16 protein-coding genes and 1 tRNA gene are annotated in these 17,527 nt (G+C 64.6%); 11 read left to right on the top strand and 6 right to left on the bottom strand.

Annotated features, from left to right (window positions below; translation table 11 throughout):
• Positions 1-2: 2 nt before the first annotated feature.
• The 3 genes from NCT32_RS03750 to NCT32_RS03740 form a co-directional block, all read right to left on the bottom strand.
• The gene (locus NCT32_RS03750; RefSeq protein ID WP_061118880.1) at positions 3-968 is read right to left on the bottom strand and encodes a threo-3-hydroxy-L-aspartate ammonia-lyase; all 966 of its coding nucleotides are present in this window, start codon (positions 966-968) and stop codon (positions 3-5) included.
• A 124-nt stretch (positions 969-1,092) separates the two neighbouring features.
• Positions 1,093-1,413: a hypothetical protein gene (locus NCT32_RS03745; RefSeq protein ID WP_086961162.1), complete on the bottom strand. Its 321-nt coding sequence runs from the start codon at positions 1,411-1,413 to the stop codon at positions 1,093-1,095.
• Positions 1,414-1,747: 334 nt separating this feature from the next.
• Positions 1,748-1,909: a hypothetical protein gene (locus NCT32_RS03740; RefSeq protein ID WP_167354150.1), complete on the bottom strand. Its 162-nt coding sequence runs from the start codon at positions 1,907-1,909 to the stop codon at positions 1,748-1,750.
• A gap of 784 nt (positions 1,910-2,693) precedes the next feature.
• Here NCT32_RS03740 and NCT32_RS03735 point away from each other — a divergent pair.
• The 3 genes from NCT32_RS03735 (at position 2,694) to trmB (ending at position 4,206) form a co-directional block, all read left to right on the top strand.
• The gene (locus tag NCT32_RS03735) at positions 2,694-3,254 is read left to right on the top strand and encodes a YggT family protein (RefSeq protein ID WP_061118878.1); all 561 of its coding nucleotides are present in this window, start codon (positions 2,694-2,696) and stop codon (positions 3,252-3,254) included.
• 54 nt (positions 3,255-3,308) lie between these two features.
• A tRNA-Gly gene (locus tag NCT32_RS03730) sits at positions 3,309-3,383 on the top strand.
• 76 nt (positions 3,384-3,459) lie between these two features.
• The gene (gene trmB / locus NCT32_RS03725) at positions 3,460-4,206 is read left to right on the top strand and encodes a tRNA (guanosine(46)-N7)-methyltransferase TrmB (RefSeq protein WP_061118877.1); all 747 of its coding nucleotides are present in this window, start codon (positions 3,460-3,462) and stop codon (positions 4,204-4,206) included.
• Positions 4,207-4,279: 73 nt separating this feature from the next.
• Here trmB and NCT32_RS03720 read toward each other — a convergent pair whose 3' ends face one another.
• The 3 genes from NCT32_RS03720 to NCT32_RS03710 all read right to left on the bottom strand — a co-directional run bounded on the left by NCT32_RS03720 (position 4,280) and on the right by NCT32_RS03710 (position 6,129).
• Positions 4,280-5,113, bottom strand: coding sequence for an undecaprenyl-diphosphate phosphatase (locus tag NCT32_RS03720; protein ID WP_061118876.1), 834 nt, complete (start codon positions 5,111-5,113; stop codon positions 4,280-4,282).
• Between the two features lie 64 nt (positions 5,114-5,177).
• Positions 5,178-5,771, bottom strand: coding sequence for a DUF1439 domain-containing protein (locus tag NCT32_RS03715; RefSeq protein WP_061118875.1), 594 nt, complete (start codon positions 5,769-5,771; stop codon positions 5,178-5,180).
• 67 nt (positions 5,772-5,838) lie between these two features.
• Positions 5,839-6,129, bottom strand: coding sequence for a YkgJ family cysteine cluster protein (locus tag NCT32_RS03710; protein ID WP_086961160.1), 291 nt, complete (start codon positions 6,127-6,129; stop codon positions 5,839-5,841).
• Between the two features lie 148 nt (positions 6,130-6,277).
• Here NCT32_RS03710 and hemN point away from each other — a divergent pair, with 148 nt between their 5' ends.
• From hemN to NCT32_RS03670, 8 genes are all read left to right on the top strand, one after another.
• Positions 6,278-7,660, top strand: coding sequence for an oxygen-independent coproporphyrinogen III oxidase (gene hemN / locus NCT32_RS03705; protein WP_061118873.1), 1,383 nt, complete (start codon positions 6,278-6,280; stop codon positions 7,658-7,660).
• 146 nt (positions 7,661-7,806) lie between these two features.
• Positions 7,807-9,186 carry an amidase gene (locus tag NCT32_RS03700; RefSeq protein ID WP_061118872.1) on the top strand — a complete coding sequence of 460 codons (1,380 nt, stop codon included), beginning with the start codon at positions 7,807-7,809 and terminating at the stop codon, positions 9,184-9,186.
• A 168-nt stretch (positions 9,187-9,354) separates the two neighbouring features.
• Complete coding sequence (locus tag NCT32_RS03695) at positions 9,355-9,873, top strand: disulfide bond formation protein B (RefSeq protein WP_061118918.1); 519 nt, start codon at positions 9,355-9,357, stop codon at positions 9,871-9,873.
• Between the two features lie 276 nt (positions 9,874-10,149).
• Positions 10,150-11,658, top strand: a complete 1,509-nt coding sequence (gene xdhA / locus NCT32_RS03690) for a xanthine dehydrogenase small subunit (RefSeq protein WP_061118871.1) — start codon at positions 10,150-10,152, stop codon at positions 11,656-11,658.
• Positions 11,655-13,997: a xanthine dehydrogenase molybdopterin binding subunit gene (gene xdhB, locus NCT32_RS03685; RefSeq protein ID WP_061118870.1), complete on the top strand. Its 2,343-nt coding sequence runs from the start codon at positions 11,655-11,657 to the stop codon at positions 13,995-13,997. Before xdhA ends, xdhB begins: the two co-directional genes overlap by 4 nt.
• Positions 13,998-14,037: 40 nt before the next feature.
• The gene (gene xdhC / locus NCT32_RS03680) at positions 14,038-15,066 is read left to right on the top strand and encodes a xanthine dehydrogenase accessory protein XdhC (RefSeq protein ID WP_061118869.1); all 1,029 of its coding nucleotides are present in this window, start codon (positions 14,038-14,040) and stop codon (positions 15,064-15,066) included.
• Positions 15,067-15,106: 40 nt separating this feature from the next.
• Complete coding sequence (locus tag NCT32_RS03675; protein ID WP_061118868.1) at positions 15,107-16,129, top strand: adenosine deaminase; 1,023 nt, start codon at positions 15,107-15,109, stop codon at positions 16,127-16,129.
• Positions 16,130-16,138: 9 nt separating this feature from the next.
• Positions 16,139-17,512, top strand: coding sequence for an NCS2 family permease (locus tag NCT32_RS03670; protein WP_061118867.1), 1,374 nt, complete (start codon positions 16,139-16,141; stop codon positions 17,510-17,512).
• The last annotated feature ends 15 nt before the right edge of the window (positions 17,513-17,527 follow it).

The following is a 17,527-nucleotide window of genomic DNA, read 5'->3' as shown; positions in this document are numbered from 1 at the left end:
CATCACGCGACGAACTGAGCCAGCTTCGCGAGATCGACGTTGCCGCCCGACACGATCACGCCGACCCGCTTGCCTTCGACCGGCACGACCTTCTGCAGAACGGCCGCGGCCGCGAGACAGCCGGTCGGCTCGACGACCATCTTCATGCGCTGCGCAAAGAAGCGCAGCGTCTCGATCAACTGCGCGTCGCTCACGGTGACGATCCGGTCGACGTGACGCTGGATGATCGGGAAGTTGTATTCACCGACATGCGTGGACGCGGCGCCATCGGCGATCGTGCGCGGCACCTCGATATGCACGATCTCGCCGCGCGCGAGCGACTGCTGCGCGTCGTTGCCCGCTTCCGGCTCGACGCCGATCACCTTGCAGTCCGGCGACAGCGCCGCCGCCGCGAGCGCGCATCCGCCGATCAGCCCGCCGCCGCCCAGGCACACGAACAGATAATCGAGCGGCCCGGTTTCCTCGATCAGTTCCTTCGCCGACGTGCCCTGCCCGGCGATGACATGCGGATGATCGTAAGGCGGGATCAGCGTCATGCCGCGCTCATCGGCCAGCTTGCGGCCGATTTCCTCACGGTTTTGCGTGTAGCGGTCGTAGGTGATCACTTCGCCGCCGTAGCCGCGCGTCGCCTCCATCTTCGCGGCGGGCGCGTCCTCCGGCATCACGATCGTTGCGCGGATGCCTGCGAGCTTCGCGGACAGCGCGATCGCCTGCGCATGATTGCCGGACGAGTACGTGATCACGCCCGCGGCGCGCTGCCGGTCGTCGAAATGGGAGAGCGCGTTGTAGGCGCCGCGGAACTTGAACGCGCCCATGCGCTGGAAGTTCTCGCACTTGAAAAAGAGCGACGCGCCCGCGATGGCATCGGCAGTGCGGGAAGTCAGGACGGGCGTGCGATGGGCGACGCCTTCGATGCGCCGGGCGGCATCGGCGACGTCATCGAAAGTCGGGGCGGGAAGAGAGGACATCGGCGTGGGCGTGCGAGTTGAAGGGGATCACCATTCTCCCAGTTCCATCGCAGAATTCAAAAGCCCTGAAACGAAGAAGGCGACGCACGCTTGCATCGCCTTCTTGATTTGCCCGCCGGACCGATCAGTAACGCCAGCCCGGACCATGACGGTAGTAGCCATGATGCCGATAGTACGGACGGCCGTAGTAGCGGTATCCGCCATATCCGCCATATCCGCCGTAACCGCCTACGACCACGGCAGGCGGCGGCCCATAGACGACCGGTGGCGGCGGCGCGACGTACACGGGCTGCGGCGGAGCTACATAGACGGGTGCGGGCGGCGCAGCGTAGACCGGATAGGCTGGCACCCCGATGCCCACGCCAACTGAGACATGCGCCTGCGCAGCACCGACAAAACCGACGCCGAGCGCACCAGCAACCAACAAACCACCGAGCTTTTTCACTTTCGTTCTCCTCGCCGCTTCGCGTGTGGCCGGTATCCACGGCTCACGAGCGACGGTATGAACCAAATTTATCGAAAAAAACGGTCGGTCGCAGGGGCCATTTGTTGCAAATTGCAAGTTCCTTAACGCCGGCGCGGACGTGAAAGCCCGACGTCGCCGGCGAAAGTGTTCGAATTCGCCGTTCGGCGGTCGTTGGCGAGCGATGCACGAGACGCCCCGCTGAAAATCGCAAAATATGCGTAACGTCTATTTACAAATGAAGCGAAAAGCCCCGCCAGACAGCGCGTCCGGCGGGGCTTTTCATGTACTCCGCGAGATTTTTAAACGGTTCGCTTCAGCCTACTTTCACGTAAGCGAACTCACGCGTGACGTTGGGCGGCACATACGCCGCGCCGATGACCACCCGTGGCGTAAGGCGCTTCTTCTGGTCCCACCAGCGGCGCCGCTGGGCTTGGCTCAAGAAGCGCAGATGCTTTCGGTAAGAGAAAATGCTCATGGCGACCTCCGAACGTAGCGAATGAAACCCTTAAGGGAGAACGGGCGGCTTCGGCCGCATGCCGTCTCCCGCTGAATCCTTGTTCTCGTTAGTATTGAGCGCCGGTTCGTTCCTCGATGTTCGCAAAGAAACCTAGAATGACGTCGAATGTGCGTCTAACCACGTACAGCAGGAAAGATACCCTTGAATCCGGAAACCGGCCTTTCCAATTCCGCTCGCCAGTACTTCGACCACAAAATAAGCCCGCCACTGTTTGCTTTGTATTTATATCCTGCCAGTTTTGCGTGAAATACGCGTTTTCGAGATCGTCTCGGATTGGCAACACTAGGGTTTTCCGATGATGACGTTGCGTGGCGCGAGCGCCCTCGCGAACCACTTTCACTTGCCTTTCACGCCATTGTCCGGAGAATCGCTCGCGCCACGTGCGACAACGTCCCCAAGCGGCCTTAAAGCCATGTTAAGGTGACGTCCGTCCCCCATCAGGCACGCCTGCTGGGCGGGGAATCCGAGTCGCCGCATTCAGTCAATCGCGACGCTTCATCGAAGGGAACGGGCGCGATCGCGTGGATCGCGCGCGATGCGCTGGCTTCGGCACGATACTCAAGTCCAGAGAACGAACAATGATCAAGGTCAGCATTCACGATTCGCGCCGCATGGCCGAGCGCTCCTCCGAGACCACCACCGGCCGGATCTTCGCCCGCTAGCACCTCCGCATTCCTTCACTCTTCGTCAATACGACCCGGCGCAAGTCGCGACACTGCGCACGCATCCTAGAGGACCCGAGATGTTCGGCGATATCGCCCGTTTTCTGCTTAACACGCTTTTCACCCTGTTCGGCGCGGCGCTTTTGCTGCGCGCATGGATACAGGTCGTGCGCATGCCGCCCTACAACCCGGTCTCGAACGCCGTCATGCAGGCGACCAACTGGATCGTCCTGCCGCTGCGCAAGATCCTGCCCGGCGGGAAGATCGACTGGGCGAGCATCGTCGCGGCATTCATCGCGTCGGCTGTCTATGTCACGCTGATGGTCGTGCTCGCAGGCGTCGATCCGACGCTCATGGCGCCGATCCTTCTGCTCGTCGCGCTGCTGACCGTCGTCAAGTGGGCGCTGAACCTGGTCATCTGGGTGACGATCCTGATGGCGCTGCTGTCATGGCTCAATCCGCAGTCGCCCGCGATGCCGCTGCTCTACCAGATCACCGCGCCGTTCCTCGATCCGTTGCGGCGCATTCTGCCGCGGCTCGGCGGCATCGATCTCTCGCCGATCCTGCTCTTCGTGATCGTGCAGGTGCTGCTGATGGTCGTGACGCGCGTCGCCGTCTCGATGACGCTGTTCGGGATCTGAACGCCCGGCGCAATTGCGCCTCGGGGCGTGTTGCGCTTACAATAGCCGGTTCATGCGGGCGTCGTATAATGGCTATTACCGTAGCTTCCCAAGCTACTGACGTGGGTTCGATTCCCATCGCCCGCTCCAGAATTCCAGCGAAAGCCGCCCCAAGTCACGTTTGGGCGGCTTTTTAGTTTCCCGCATCCGTTTCCAGCATCGCCTCATGAACCACGATCCCAAGGACGCCGCCGACGCCAACGGCAATCACCCGCCCGAGGTCAGCAGCGGCGAAGACGTCACGCTGCGCCATCGCCGCATCCGCAGCTTCGTCACGCGCGCGGGCCGTGTATCGCCGGGCCAGCAGCGCGCAATCGACGATCTCGGTCCGCGCTATGTCGTGCCCTACGCGCCTCAGCCCGGCGATTGGGATGCGCTCTTCGGCCGACAGGCGCCGCGCGTGCTGGAGATCGGCTTCGGCATGGGCGCCACCACGGCGGAGATCGCGGCCGCGCGTCCCGGCGATGACTTCATCGGCGTGGAAGTGCATGAGCCGGGCGTCGGCGCACTCCTGAAGCTGATCGGCGAGCAAGGGCTCGGCAATATCCGGATCCTTCAGCACGACGCGGTTGAAGTGCTCGAACACATGATCGCGCCCGACAGTCTCGACGGCGTGCACATCTACTTCCCCGATCCGTGGCACAAGGCGCGTCATCACAAGCGCCGCCTGATCCAGCCGAAGTTCGTCGCGCTGCTCGTGTCGCGCATGAAACCGGGCGGCTACATCCATCTTGCGACCGACTGGCAGAACTATGCCGAGCAGATGCTCGAAGTGCTGTCCGCCGAGCCGGCACTGGAAAATACCGCGGACGGCTACGCGCCGCGCCCCGATTTCCGTCCGGTCACCAAGTTCGAGCGACGCGGACTGCGGCTCGGACACGGGGTCTGGGACCTGATGTTCCGCCGCTGCTGAAACGCGCCCGGGCAAAAAAAGACAACGCCACGGCAAGCCGTGGCGCTTTGCATCCTGCGCGGCGAGACGCGCGTCAGTCGGCCCAGCTCAAGCCCCCGCTGTATCCGACGATCAGAATCAGCAAGCCGAAGCCGATGCGATACCACGCGAACGCCGTGAAATCGTGCGAGGCGACGTAGCGCAGCAGCCACCGCACGCAGACGAAGGCGCTGATGAAGGCCGCGACGAGCCCGACCGCGAAGAGCCCGAAATCGTTCACGGTCAGCGTGCGCCAGTACTTCGCCATTTCGTAGAGCGTCGCGCCGAAGATGATCGGAATGGCGAGGAAGAACGAAAACTCGGTGGCGACGCGTCGTTCGAGTCCGAACAGCATCCCGCCGATGATCGTCGCGCCGGAACGCGAGGTGCCCGGAATCAGCGCGAAGCACTGCGCGAGACCGACCTTGAAGGCATCCGTGTAAGAGAGATCATCGACGGATTGCACGCGCGGCGTGACGGCGCGTTCGCGCTGGCGCGACTCGGCCCACAAGATCACGATGCCGCCGACGATCAGCGCCACCGACACCGGCACCGGCGAGAACAGAACCGACTTGATGCCCTTCTCGAAAAGAAGACCGAGCACGATGGCCGGAATGGTCGCGATGATCAGGTTCAGCGTGAATCGCCGCGCATCGGCGCGTACGGGCAGACCCGTGACCACGGAACCGATCTTCCCGCGATATTCCCAGCAGATCGCGAGAATGGCGCCGAACTGGATGACGACATCGAAGGTTTTCGATTGCGCGTCGGTGAAATTCAGCAAACTGCCCGCCACGATCAGGTGCCCCGTGCTCGAAACCGGCAGGAATTCGGTCAAGCCCTCCACGACGCCCAGAATGAGCGCCTTCACCATCAATATCCAGTCCATCCGTTCAGCCCTTGTTCGCCGTTATCGCCGTTGCTTGCGGAGCACATTGCGCAGAGATTTCGACTCACTTCTCAACGATCTGCACACGTATGCCGTTTGTAAGGACTGTGATTGTACCGGGTTCGTAGGACACGCCGGCGAACTGGAGTTCCTCGGGTTTGAAGGTGTGGATCGGATAACGATCGAGCAATTGCGCGGCGAGTTGCGCGCCGACCGACGCAATCTGCTGGTTGTACTGCCCGGCGTCACCACTAAACTGCGCATCGTCAACGGATGGCGAGACGAGAATGACTGAACGGCTCGGCGCGTCGTAAGCGAGTTGCGTCGAGAGCGTGAACGCGCCGATCACGGGATTCGGCATGAACGGCGTGGACAGACGCGCGTCGACGCGCACCGTCACGCGATTCCGATCCGGCGCCATGCCAACGACCGGATTGCTCAGGACGACATCGAATATTTGCGACGCCGTGCGTTGCAGCGGGAATTTGCGCGCGACGGCTTGCTGAACCTGCTGCGTCGAAAATGTGTAGTGGTCCGGAATGAAGGGGAATATCGAGTTCGACGCGGATTGCGCCGTCGAAGTGAATGCGAGTGCGGACAAAGACACCAGTCCTGCCAGCACGAACCGGCGCCGCAGCGGCGCGACGGGTTCCGTCATGCGTGATCCTCCAAAGCTTTTTTTCAAGTCTGCGCCGTGTGGGGCGATTCGCGAATTGGACTGCCGATCATCGAGACAGTTGCGTCGGCCGCGTCTGCGTTTCCAGTCGTTCGATCCACGTCAGCGCATATTCGCGCGTCTCTCCGCACATCTCCACGGACGGCTGCAAACCGCCGCAGCACGCCGGCCTGCGCGGATCGCCGAAAATCCTGCAGCGCAGATCGTCGCCCAGTTGGACGCAACGCTCGCCCGCGCGCTTGCCTTCCGGCATTCCTGGAATCGGACTCGAGATGGACGGCGCGATGCAGCAGGCGCCGCAACCTTCGCGGCAGGCATGAGACGAAGAATCGATCGGCATGGCGACACTCAACCGCATAAAAAGAAACGATATTGTCCCACGCCTCATCTTTGCGCTTCGTCAAATCGCTGCTATCAGGCTGCGACCTTATCGCGCAAATGCCGCGTTCACCGCCCGACTACACTCGGAAGATTCCCCGAGGTTCGCCATGACTGCCGCCGCCCCGCTCTTTCGTCCCGATCTGCTCACGCGCTACGACGCGCACGGCCCGCGCTACACGTCCTACCCGACCGCCGTCCAGTTCACCGACACGTTCGACCCCGCGCATTATCGCGAAGCTGCGAGCAAGGCGAAAGCGAACGCCGATCTCTCGCTCTACTTCCACATCCCGTTCTGCGACACCGTCTGCTTCTACTGCGGCTGCAACAAGGTCGCGACGAAAAATCGCGCGCACGCACGCCCCTATCTCGACCGGATGAAGCGCGAACTGGCCTTGCAGGCCGCGCTCTTCGAGACTTCGCGTCCGGTCACGCAGCTTCACTGGGGCGGCGGCACGCCGACCTTCCTCTCGCACGACGAGATGGCCGAACTGATGTCCGCCACGCGCGAGCATTTCAATCTCGTCGCCGACGAGCGCGCCGAATATTCGATCGAAGTCGATCCGCGCGAGGCGTCGGAGGCGACGATCGCGTTGCTGCGCGAGCTCGGTTTCAATCGGCTGAGCCTCGGCGTGCAGGACTTCGACGAACGCGTGCAGCGCGCCGTCAATCGCATCCAGCCGCGCGAAATGACCGAAACGGTGCTCGACGCCGCGCGCAAGAACGGCTTCAAGTCCGTGAGCGTCGACCTGATTTATGGCCTGCCGCATCAGAGCGTCGAGAGCTTTTCGCGCACGCTCGACGCGATCATCGATCTGAAACCGGATCGCGTGTCCGTGTTCGGCTATGCGCACATGCCGTCGCTCTTCAAGATGCAGCGGCAAATCGACGAAAGCGCGCTGCCCTCGCCTGCCGTGCGGCTCGCGATTCTCGAGCGCGTGATCGCGCGCATGGGCGAAGCGGGCTACGTGTACATCGGCATGGATCACTTCGCGCTGCCGGGCGACGAGCTCGCGCGCGCGTTCGAAGCCGGCACGCTGCAGCGCAACTTCCAGGGCTACAGCACGCGGGCGGATTGCGATCTGATCGGCATCGGCGCGTCGTCGATCGGCAAGATCGGCGATGTCTACGCGCAAAACGCGCGCGAACTCGCCGACTACGCCGCGGCGATCGACGCGGGCGATCTCGCCATCGCGCGCGGCGTGCGTCTTTGCGCCGATGACGAACTCCGCCGCGACATCATCATGCGTCTCATGTGCGGCGGCGAGCTGCGTTTCGACGATGTCGCGAGCGCGCACGGCATCGAGTTCCCGGCCGCTTTCGCCAGCGAACTCGCGCGCCTCGCGCCGATGGCCGACGACGGCCTCATCGACCTCTCTCGCGACGCGATCCGCGTGCTGCCCGCCGGACGCATGCTGGTGCGCAATATCGCCTCGATATTCGACCGCTATCTGGGACAAGCGAGCCTGCGGCGCTTCTCGCGCACGATCTGAGCGGTGTTCGATCGGCGGCGGTGGCTTAGAATGACAGCCACCTCGGGCGCCCCGGCTTTGCGAACGGCGCCCCTTCATTCACTGCCGATGCGAAACGCCGGGCGCGCCCGGCCTTCTCGCATCAGGCAACGCCACTGCCCGACGCCATGCCGACCACTTCGCCGCAGTTCGCCCCGCTCGCCCAACTCGCCGCCGATCTGAAGCGCGGCCGCACGACGAGCCGCGCGCTCGTCGAGGCGGCGCTCGAGCGCATCGCCGATCCTGCCGGACAGGGCTCGACCGTATTCCTCCATGTCGATGCCGAACACGCCCGCGCCGCCGCCGATGCCCACGATGCGCTGCGCCGCGCCGGCACCGTGCTCTCGCCGCTCGCGGGCATTCCGGTATCGATCAAGGATCTCTTCGATATCGAAGGCGAAGTGACGCGAGCCGGCTCGAAAGCGTTGCAGGATGCCGCTCCCGCGAAGGCCGACGCCATCGCCGTCGCGCGCCTGCGCCGCGCGGGCGCGGTGATCGTCGGGCGCACCAACATGAGCGAGTTCGCATTCTCCGGCCTCGGGCTGAACCCGCACTACGGCACGCCGCGCTCGCCGTGGCATGCGGACGTGCCGGGCGACGCGCGCATCGCGGGCGGCTCGTCGTCGGGTGCGGCGGCGTCGGTCGCGGACGGCATGGCCGCCGTCGCGCTGGGCACCGACACGGGCGGCTCCATCCGCATTCCCGCCGCGCTGTGCGGCCTCACCGGCTTCAAGCCGACCGCGAGCCGCATTCCGAAGCAAGGCGGCGTGCCGCTTTCGAAAACGCTCGATTCGTTCGGGCCCATCGGCGTCTCGGTCGCGTGCTGCGCGCTCGTCGACCGCATTCTCGCCGGGCGCGACCCCGGTGTGCCCGCCACGCGCCCACTCGACGGCGTGCGCCTCGGCGTGCTCACGAATTACGTGACCGATGGCGTCGAGTCGCCCGTCGCGAGTGCGGTCGCCGCCGCAGTCAATCACCTCGCCGCGGCGGGCGCGCTCGTGGAAGACGTGCGTTTCGCGCCCCTCGATCGGCTGCCTGACATCAATCGCTATCCGCTCGTGGCGATCGAGGCGTACGCGTGGCATCGGAAGCTGATGGCTGAGCGCGGCAACGATTACGACCCGCGCGTGCTCGCGCGTCTGAAGCGCGCCGAAGCGGCCAGCGCGGCGGACTACATCGACTTGTGCGAGGCGCGCGCCGCGATGATCGAAGAAGCCCGCACGACGCTCTGGCAGCGCTTCGACGCGATCATCTGCCCGACCGTGCCGGTGCTGCCGCCGCGCATCGCCGATCTGGAAACGGACGACGACGCCTTCACGCGCACCAATGCGCTGATTCTCCGCAACCCGACGGCCTTCAACTTCCTCGATGCGTGCGCGCTGTCGCTGCCCTGCCATCCGCGCGGCGAGGCGCCCGTCGGCCTGATGCTCGCAGGCGCGCCGAACGCCGATGACACGCTGCTGTCGATCGGGCGCGCCGTCGAAGCGGTGCTGGAGACGACCCGCTGAGCGCCTGAAAAACAGCTGACCATCGCGACCGAACATCGCGGCCGAACATCGCGGCTGATTTTGCGCATCGGGCGTTCGCGCTAGAATTCACCGCGATCCCCGCGCAACTCAGGTGCTTCCTTCTCGAATCGTTGAGAAATAATGAACAACTCTTTGAATCACTTCACGATGCATCAGGACGACCGGGTGATGCGCCGCGAGCGCCGCCTGCTCGTGTTGCTCGGTTTCGTCAGTCTCGGGCTCGTCGGCGGCGCGCTGTATCTGCAATTCTTCCATGGCGAAGATCCTTGCCCGCTGTGCATCATCCAGCGCTATTTTTTCGTGCTGGTCGCGATTTTCGCGTTTCTCGGTGCGGCCTTCCGTAACTGGCGCGGCATTGCGCTGCTCGAAACGCTCGTCGCGATTTCGGCGCTCGGCGGCGCCGCCACCGCCGCGCGCCACGTCTATGTGCAATCACATCCCGGCTTCAGTTGCGGTTTCGATGCGCTTCAGCCGATCGTCGACGGTCTGCCGCCCGCAAGCTGGCTCCCGCAGGTATTCAAGGTCGCGGGTCTGTGCGAAACGCCGTATCCGCCGATTCTCGGTCTGTCTCTGCCGCAATGGTCGCTCATCGCGTTTGTGCTGATTTTCGTGCTGGTCGCGGCGAGCGTGCGTTTGAAGCGCAAGTTGCGCACGACGGTCCGGTAATTTGTTCCGGGCGGCGACATTCGCGCGCCGCCCGTTTTCTCCGCTTCACTGCGCACTACGCGCTTCCTCCTTTCCCGCATCAGCGCATCCGCATAATCTTGATACGTGCCCGACAATATTTTTGGGATATTGGGGTGTTAAGGTCGCGTCTGGATGGCGATCTACGTGCGCGCAGTCCGATTCGTTCAAAGGCAGCCTGAGCGTTTTCTCACGCCAACCCATGAAGCGAACGGAAACCGCGTAACGCGCGCCCGGTCCGCAATGTCTTCCTGAGTCATGACAACGCAAACCATCCGCTTCCTTCAACGCGGCGCCGTGCGCGAAATCGGCGGCGCGCCCGCCACGCGCACGGTGCTTCAGCATCTGCGCGAGGACGCGCTTTGCACCGGCACGAAGGAAGGCTGCGCGGAAGGCGATTGCGGCGCATGCACCGTCGTGATCGGCGAGCTCGACGCTTGCGGGGCACTCGCGCTCAAAGCCGTCAACGCGTGCATCCAGTTTCTGCCGACGCTCGATTCCCGCGCCCTCTTCACCGTCGACGATCTGCGTGGCGCGGATGGCACGCTGCATCCGGTGCAGCAGGCGCTCATCGACTGTCACGGCTCGCAATGCGGCTTTTGCACGCCGGGCTTCGTGATGTCGCTGTGGGCGCTCTATCACCGTCATCCGCGCGATGCAGGCCCGCCGTCGCGCGACGAAATCGCCGCCGCGCTCTCGGGCAATCTGTGCCGCTGCACGGGATATCGGCCGATCGTCGATGCCGCGCAGCGCATGTTCGAGTATCCGCGTCCGCCCTTCGATGCCGCCGCCCTCACGCAACAGTTGATCGCACTGAAGCGCACGCAGACGTTCGAATATCGCGCGTCCGATGCATCCGGTCAGCACACCTTCCACGCGCCCGTCACGCGCGCCGAATTCGCCCGGTTGCGCGCCGCGCATCCGAACGCGCGACTGCTCGCGGGGAGCACCGATGTCGGCCTGTGGGTCACGAAGCAGTTCCGCGATCTCGGCGAACTGCTCTACATCGGCAACGTCGACGAGCTGAAGACGATCGAGCGCGACGCGCACACGCTGACGATCGGCGCGGCGGCCTCGCTCGAAGACGCGTATGCCGCGCTCGCCGCCGACTATCCCGGGCTTGCCGAGCTGTGGACGCGGTTCGCGTCGCGGCCGATCCGCAACGCGGGCACACTCGGCGGCAATGTGGCGAACGGTTCGCCGATCGGCGATTCGATGCCGGCGCTCATCGCGCTGAATGCGCAACTCGTGCTGCAGAAGGCCGACAAGACCCGCACGGTGCGCCTCGACGCGTTCTATCTCGGCTATCAGAAGACCGCGCTCGATGCCGGCGAATTCGTCGCGGCGATTCGCGTACCGCGCCCGGTCGCGGCGTTGCGCTTTCGGACGTACAAGGTATCGAAGCGTTACGACCAGGACATTTCGGCGGTGTGCGCGGCGTTCGCGATCTGGCTCGACGACAGCCATCGCGTGACGGATGCGCGCATCGCGTTCGGCGGCATGGCGGCGACGCCCAGACGCGCGGCGCAGGCCGAGGCGGCGCTCATCGGGCGCGAGTGGAACGAAGCGTCGGCACGCGCCGCGATGACCGCGCTCGACGCCGATTTCCAGCCGCTCACCGACATGCGCGCGTCGAGCGCCTATCGCGCGAAAGTGGCGCGCAACGTACTGTGGCGCTTCTATCTGGAAACGCGACCGGACGCGCCGCTCGCGCCCGCCGAAGTGAATGCCTTCGCGTACGCCGCGCATGGGGAGGAAACGTCATGAACCGACTGACCGAACCGATGGATATCGACGCCGCCGGCGCGTCGCTGCCGCACGAATCGGCGGCGCTGCACGTGAGCGGCGAAGCGGTGTACACCGACGACATCCCCGAGTTGCGCGGCACGCTGCACGCGGCGCTCGGCCTGTCGCGGCACGCACATGCGCGCATCGTGTCGCTGGATCTGGACGCGGTGCGCGCCGCGCCCGGCGTCGTCGCGGTGCTCACGGCCGCGGACATTCCCGGCGAGAACAATTGCGGCCCGGTGCTGCACGACGATCCCATTCTCGCCGCCGATGTCGTGCAGTACCTCGGCCAGCCGGTATTCGCGGTCATCGCCGAGAGTCACGATCTGGCGCGCCGCGCCGCCGCGCTCGCGAAAAGCGAGGATGTCGTTCGTTACGAGCCGCTCGAAGCCGTGCTGACGCCGCGCGAAGCGAAGGCGCGCAACCAGTTCGTCCTGCCGCCGCTGCACTTGCGTCGCGGCGACGCGGCCGGGCGCATCGCATCGGCGAAACATCGGCTCGCGGGCGAGTTCGAAGTCGGCGGGCAGGAGCAGTTCTATCTCGAAGGACAGGTCGCCTACGCGATTCCGAAAGAGCAGGACGGCATGCTCGTCCATAGCTCGACGCAGCATCCGAGCGAGATGCAGCAGGTCGTCGCGCACATGCTCGACTGGCCGACACACGCCGTGCTGTGCGAATGCCGGCGCATGGGCGGCGGCTTCGGCGGCAAGGAATCCCAATCGGCGCTGTTCGCGTGCGTGGCGTCGCTCGCGGCGCATTGGCTGAAGCGTCCCGTGAAGCTGCGCGCCGATCGCGACGACGACTTCATGATCACCGGCAAACGTCACGACGCGGTCTACGAATACGAATGCGGCTTCGATGACGACGGGCGCATCGCCGGCGTGCGCGTCGAGATCGCGTTGCGGGCCGGCTATTCGGCGGATCTGTCCGGTGCGGTCGCCACGCGCGCCGTATGCCACTTCGACAACGCGTACTTTCTGGGCGATGTCGAGATCCGCGCGCTGTGCTGCAAGACCAACACGCAGTCGAACACCGCGTTTCGCGGCTTCGGCGGCCCGCAAGGCGCGCTCGTGATGGAAGTCATGCTAGACGAGATCGCGCATCGGCTGAAACGCGATCCGCTCGACGTGCGGCGCGCGAACTATTACGGCATCGGCGATCGCAACGTGACGCCTTACGGTCAGCCGGTCGCGGACAACGTGATCGCGGCATTGACCGACGAACTCGTCGCGTCGAGCGAGTATCAGAAGCGCCGCACCGAAGTCGCCGCGTTCAACGCGAAAAACGGCGTGCTCAGGCGCGGCATCGCGTTCACGCCCGTCAAGTTCGGCATTTCGTTCAACGTGCCGTTCCTGAACCAGGCGGGCGCGCTCGTGCACGTCTACAAGGACGGCTCCGTGCTCGTCAATCACGGCGGCACCGAAATGGGACAAGGCCTCAACACGAAGGTCGCGCAGGTCGTCGCGAGCGTGTTCGGCGTCGGCTTGCAGCGCGTGCGCGTCACGGCGACCGACACATCGAAGGTCGCGAATACATCGGCGACGGCGGCATCGACGGGCAGCGATCTGAACGGCAAGGCCGCCGAAGCCGCGGCACTCACGATCCGCGCGCGTCTCGCCGAGCTCGTCGTCAAGCAGCTCGGCGGCAATGCAGCCGACGTACGCTTTCACGGCGGCGTCGTGGACGTGAACGGCGGGCAGATGCCGTTCGATCAGCTCGTCGCGGCCGCGTATCTCGCGCGCGTGCAACTGTGGTCGGACGGCTTCTATGCCACGCCGAAAGTGCACTGGGACGCGAAGACGCTGCAAGGCCATCCGTTCTATTACTTCGCGTACGGCGCGGCGGTGTCGGAAGTCGTCGTCGATACGCTCACCGGCGAGTGGAAGCTCCTGCGCGCCGATCTGCTGCATGACGCGGGACGCTCGATCAATCCGGCGATCGATATCGGCCAGGTGGAAGGCGGCTTCATCCAGGGCATGGGCTGGCTCACGACCGAAGAACTGTGGTGGAACCGCGACGGACGCCTGATGACGCATGCGCCGTCGACCTACAAGATCCCGGCCGTCAGCGACGCGCCCGCGATCTTCAACGTCGCGCTCTATCGAAATGACAACGCGGAGCCGACGATTTTCCGTTCGAAAGCCGTCGGCGAGCCGCCGCTCCTGCTGTCGTTTTCGGTGCTGCTCGCGATACGCGCGGCGATCGCATCGGTTTCCCCCGATTCAACCGATGCGCCCAAACTGCGCGCGCCGGCGACGCCGGAGGCAATTCTTGACGCGCTCTCTGTCGAGGCGGAGGAAGCGGCCCCGGTAAACTAACGCCTGCAACGACGCAAACCGACATTTCTGGAGCTCACCGATGCAAGTTTGGCTGAACGACCTGCAACACCTGCTCGCGCACGGCGACGCCGTCGTGCTCGTGACGGTCGCGCGTGTCGAAGGCTCCGCGCCGCGCGAGCCGGGCACGAAGATGATCGTCACGCGCGAGGACGCGCGCTACACGATCGGCGGCGGCCATCTGGAATGGAAGGCCATCGAGACCGCACGGCAAGTGCTGAAGGACGGCATGCGCAGCCCGCGCATGAGGCGGCTGGAGCGTTTCGCTCTGGGCCCGAGCCTCGGCCAGTGCTGCGGCGGCGCGGTCGTGCTGGCGTTCGAGCGGCTCGACGTATCCGATCTGAACTGGGTGACGACGCTTGCGAAGCGCACCGCGCAGGGTTTGTCGACCGTGCGCAGCGTCTCGTTCGCGCCGATGCCCGATGCCGTCATGCTCTCCGACCCCGAACCGGGCGCGACCGACGCCGACTGCCTCTTGTGGGACGGCGCCGGTTTCGACGAGAGCGGCGCGCTCCTGACCGAAACCATCGCGCCGCGCGATTTCCAGGTCGTGCTGTTCGGCGCGGGACACGTTGGCGCGGCGCTCGTGCGCGTGCTCGCGACGCTGCCCTGTCACGTCACCTGGGTCGACGAGCGGGACGCCGCCGGCTTCGGCCAGTTCGCCGCGCCGCAGTCCGTGCCGGAAAACGTAACGATCGAGCCGAACGGCGCGCCCGATGAAGCCGTCGACAATGCGCCGCCCAACGCGTACTTCATCGTGATGACGCACAACCACACGGTGGATCTCGCGCTGGCGGAGTGCATTCTCAGACGCGGCGACTTCGCGTTCTTCGGCATGATCGGCTCGTTTGCGAAGAAGAAGCAGTTCGAGCATCGGCTCGCGGCGCGCGGGATCGACCCCGCGCGCATCGCGAGGATGGTGTGTCCGATCGGCATCGACGGCATCGTCGACAAGGCGCCCGAAGTGATCGCCGTTGCAGCGGCAGCCCAACTGCTGCAGGCGGTCGAAGCCAACGCTTCGAGCCACGCGTCGTCGCAACAGACCGCCTGACCCACAGGCACAACCGTAGCCCCATCACAACAAAGCCCACATGAATCCCACACTCGCCGACAAGATTGCACGCGCGCCGAAAGCCGAGCTGCATATCCATATCGAAGGGTCGCTCGAACCCGAGCTCATTTTCGCGCTCGCGAAGCGCAACAACGTGAAGCTCGCGTACGACTCGATCGAGGCGCTGCGCGCCGCCTACGCGTTCACCGACCTGCAATCGTTCCTCGACATCTACTACGCGGGCGCGAGCGTGCTGCTCACCGAGCATGATTTCTACGACATGACGATGGCGTATGTCGAGCGCGCGCTCGCGGACCACGTCGCGCACGCGGAAATCTTCTTCGATCCGCAGACGCACACGGAACGCGGCGTATCGATCGAAACGGCCGTCGCGGGCATCGAGGCCGCACTCGCCGAAGGTGAGAAGCGCGGTCTTTCGAGCAAGCTGATTCTCTGTTTCCTGCGCCATCTTTCTGAAGAGGACGCGCTCGCGACCTATGAAAGCGCATTGCCGCTGTTCGACAAGTACGCGCATCGGCTGATCGGTGTCGGGCTGGATTCGTCGGAGCGCGGGCATCCGCCCTCGAAGTTCGAGCGCGTGTTCGCGAAGGCGCGTGAGCGCGGCCTGAAGCTCGTCGCGCATGCGGGCGAGGAAGGGCCGCCCTCGTATGTCTATGAAGCGCTCGATCTGCTGAAGGTGGATCGCGTCGATCACGGCGTGCGCAGCATCGAGGACGCGGCGCTCGTCGCGCGTCTCGCGGATGCGCGCATCGCACTGACCGTGTGCCCGCTCTCGAACATCAAGCTCTGCGTGTTCGACGACATGACGAAGCACACGCTGAAAGACCTGCTGGACCAAGGCGTCGCGGTGATGATCAACTCCGACGATCCCGCGTACTTCGGTGGCTACGTCAACGCGAATTACTTCGCGATCGTCGACGCGCTGAAGCTCACCGATCACGAGGTCTACACGCTGTTGAAGAACAGCCTGGAAGCCTCGTTCGTCACCGAAGAAGAACGCGACGCAATGGTCGCGCGCCTGGATCAGCACTGGAAGCAGTAAAGAACAAGCATGGAAACCACAGCAACAACTCCACAACGCGACGCGACCGCGCTCGAGCGCTTCTTCGGCATTCGCGCCGCGGGCTCGCGCACGAAGACGGAAATCGTCGCGGGCATCACGACGTTCCTCACGGCGATGTACATCATCGTCGTCAATCCGGGCATTTTGTCGGCGGCGGGCGTGCCGTTTCCGGCCGCGCTGACGGCGACCGTCATCGTCAGCTTTCTCGGCAGTTGCGCGATGGGCCTCTACGCGCGCAATCCGGTGCTCGTCGCGCCCGGCATGGGCATGAACGCGCTCTTCGCGTTCGTCATGGTTCACGGCGGCAAAATGCCGTGGCAAACCGCGCTCGGCTGCGTGTTCTGGTCCGGCGTGATCTTCGCGGTGCTCGCGGTGTTCAACGCGCGCAAGCTCGTCGTCGATGCGATTCCCGCGAATCTGCGGCACGCGGTGTCGTGCGGCATCGGTCTGTTCATCAGCCTCATCGGCCTCGTGAACGCGAAGTTCGTCGTCGGCGACCCGGTGACAATCGTGCATTCGGCGTCGCTGAATCCCGTCGTCATCACGTTCCTGATCGGTCTCGCGGTCACGACGATTCTCGTCGCCCGCAAGGTCACCGGCGCGCTGATGCTCGGCATCGTGTTCACGACCGTCATCTCGATTCCGATCGGCCGCTTCTGGGGCGACGGCACCGCATACTGGCCCGCCGCGATCGCCACGAAGACGCTCGTCAACTGGAACGGGCTGTTCGCCGCGCCGGATTTTTCCGCGATCGGCCAGCTCGATCTCGTCGGCTCGCTGAAGGTCGTCTACTGGCCGTTCATCTTCGTGATGCTGTTCACGTCGTTCTTCGACGCGCTCTCCACGTTCATGGCGATATCCGAAGCAGGCAAGCTTTACGACTCGGACGGCAATCCGCGCAACATCCGCCAGTCGATGATGGTCGATTCCTTCGCCGCGCTCGTTTCCGCGCCGCTCGGCACGAGCCCGGCGAACGCGTATATCGAATCGGCGGCAGGCATTTCTGCGGGCGGGCGCACGGGCCTCGTCGCCGTCGTCGCGGGCCTGTGCTTTTTGCCCTTCCTGTTTCTCTCGCCGCTCCTGTCGCTCGTTCCGGCGATCGCGACCGCGCCCGCGCTCGTGCTCGTCGGCGTGTTCATGATGGAAGCGATCACGCAGATCGAATGGCATCGCTTCGATGAAGCCATTCCCGCGTTCCTCGCGATGATCCTGATCCCGCTGACCTACTCGATCACCGATGGCGTCGCGTACGGCTTTCTCGCGTTCGTCGTGCTGAAGTCGGCCACGGGGCGCGCGAAGGAAATCAAGCCGGCGATGTGGATCATCGCTGCCTTTTCTCTAGTGCTGCTTTCACAGCTTTAAACCCAGAAACGGAGA

The sequence above is a fragment of the Caballeronia sp. INML2 genome (genome assembly GCF_023631365.1).
GTDB lineage: Bacteria > Pseudomonadota > Gammaproteobacteria > Burkholderiales > Burkholderiaceae > Caballeronia > Caballeronia turbans.
The sequence above is the reverse complement of the archived record's forward strand: the minus strand, read 5'-3'. Positions and strand labels throughout refer to the sequence as shown.

What these genes read in the sequence shown, in the direction of transcription:
- NCT32_RS03750 (WP_061118880.1), bottom strand. Translation starts at nt 968, where the DNA reads ATGTCCTCTCTTCCCGCCCCGACTTTCGATGACGTCGCCGATGCCGCC.
- NCT32_RS03740 (WP_167354150.1), bottom strand. Translation starts at nt 1,909, where the DNA reads ATGAGCATTTTCTCTTACCGAAAGCATCTGCGCTTCTTGAGCCAAGCC.
- NCT32_RS03735 (WP_061118878.1), top strand. Translation starts at nt 2,694, where the DNA reads ATGTTCGGCGATATCGCCCGTTTTCTGCTTAACACGCTTTTCACCCTG.
- trmB (WP_061118877.1), top strand. Translation starts at nt 3,460, where the DNA reads ATGAACCACGATCCCAAGGACGCCGCCGACGCCAACGGCAATCACCCG.
- NCT32_RS03720 (WP_061118876.1), bottom strand. Translation starts at nt 5,113, where the DNA reads ATGGACTGGATATTGATGGTGAAGGCGCTCATTCTGGGCGTCGTGGAG.
- NCT32_RS03715 (WP_061118875.1), bottom strand. Translation starts at nt 5,771, where the DNA reads ATGACGGAACCCGTCGCGCCGCTGCGGCGCCGGTTCGTGCTGGCAGGA.
- NCT32_RS03710 (WP_086961160.1), bottom strand. Translation starts at nt 6,129, where the DNA reads ATGCCGATCGATTCTTCGTCTCATGCCTGCCGCGAAGGTTGCGGCGCC.
- hemN (WP_061118873.1), top strand. Translation starts at nt 6,278, where the DNA reads ATGACTGCCGCCGCCCCGCTCTTTCGTCCCGATCTGCTCACGCGCTAC.
- NCT32_RS03700 (WP_061118872.1), top strand. Translation starts at nt 7,807, where the DNA reads ATGCCGACCACTTCGCCGCAGTTCGCCCCGCTCGCCCAACTCGCCGCC.
- NCT32_RS03695 (WP_061118918.1), top strand. Translation starts at nt 9,355, where the DNA reads ATGCATCAGGACGACCGGGTGATGCGCCGCGAGCGCCGCCTGCTCGTG.
- xdhA (WP_061118871.1), top strand. Translation starts at nt 10,150, where the DNA reads ATGACAACGCAAACCATCCGCTTCCTTCAACGCGGCGCCGTGCGCGAA.
- xdhB (WP_061118870.1), top strand. Translation starts at nt 11,655, where the DNA reads ATGAACCGACTGACCGAACCGATGGATATCGACGCCGCCGGCGCGTCG.
- xdhC (WP_061118869.1), top strand. Translation starts at nt 14,038, where the DNA reads ATGCAAGTTTGGCTGAACGACCTGCAACACCTGCTCGCGCACGGCGAC.
- NCT32_RS03675 (WP_061118868.1), top strand. Translation starts at nt 15,107, where the DNA reads ATGAATCCCACACTCGCCGACAAGATTGCACGCGCGCCGAAAGCCGAG.
- NCT32_RS03670 (WP_061118867.1), top strand. Translation starts at nt 16,139, where the DNA reads ATGGAAACCACAGCAACAACTCCACAACGCGACGCGACCGCGCTCGAG.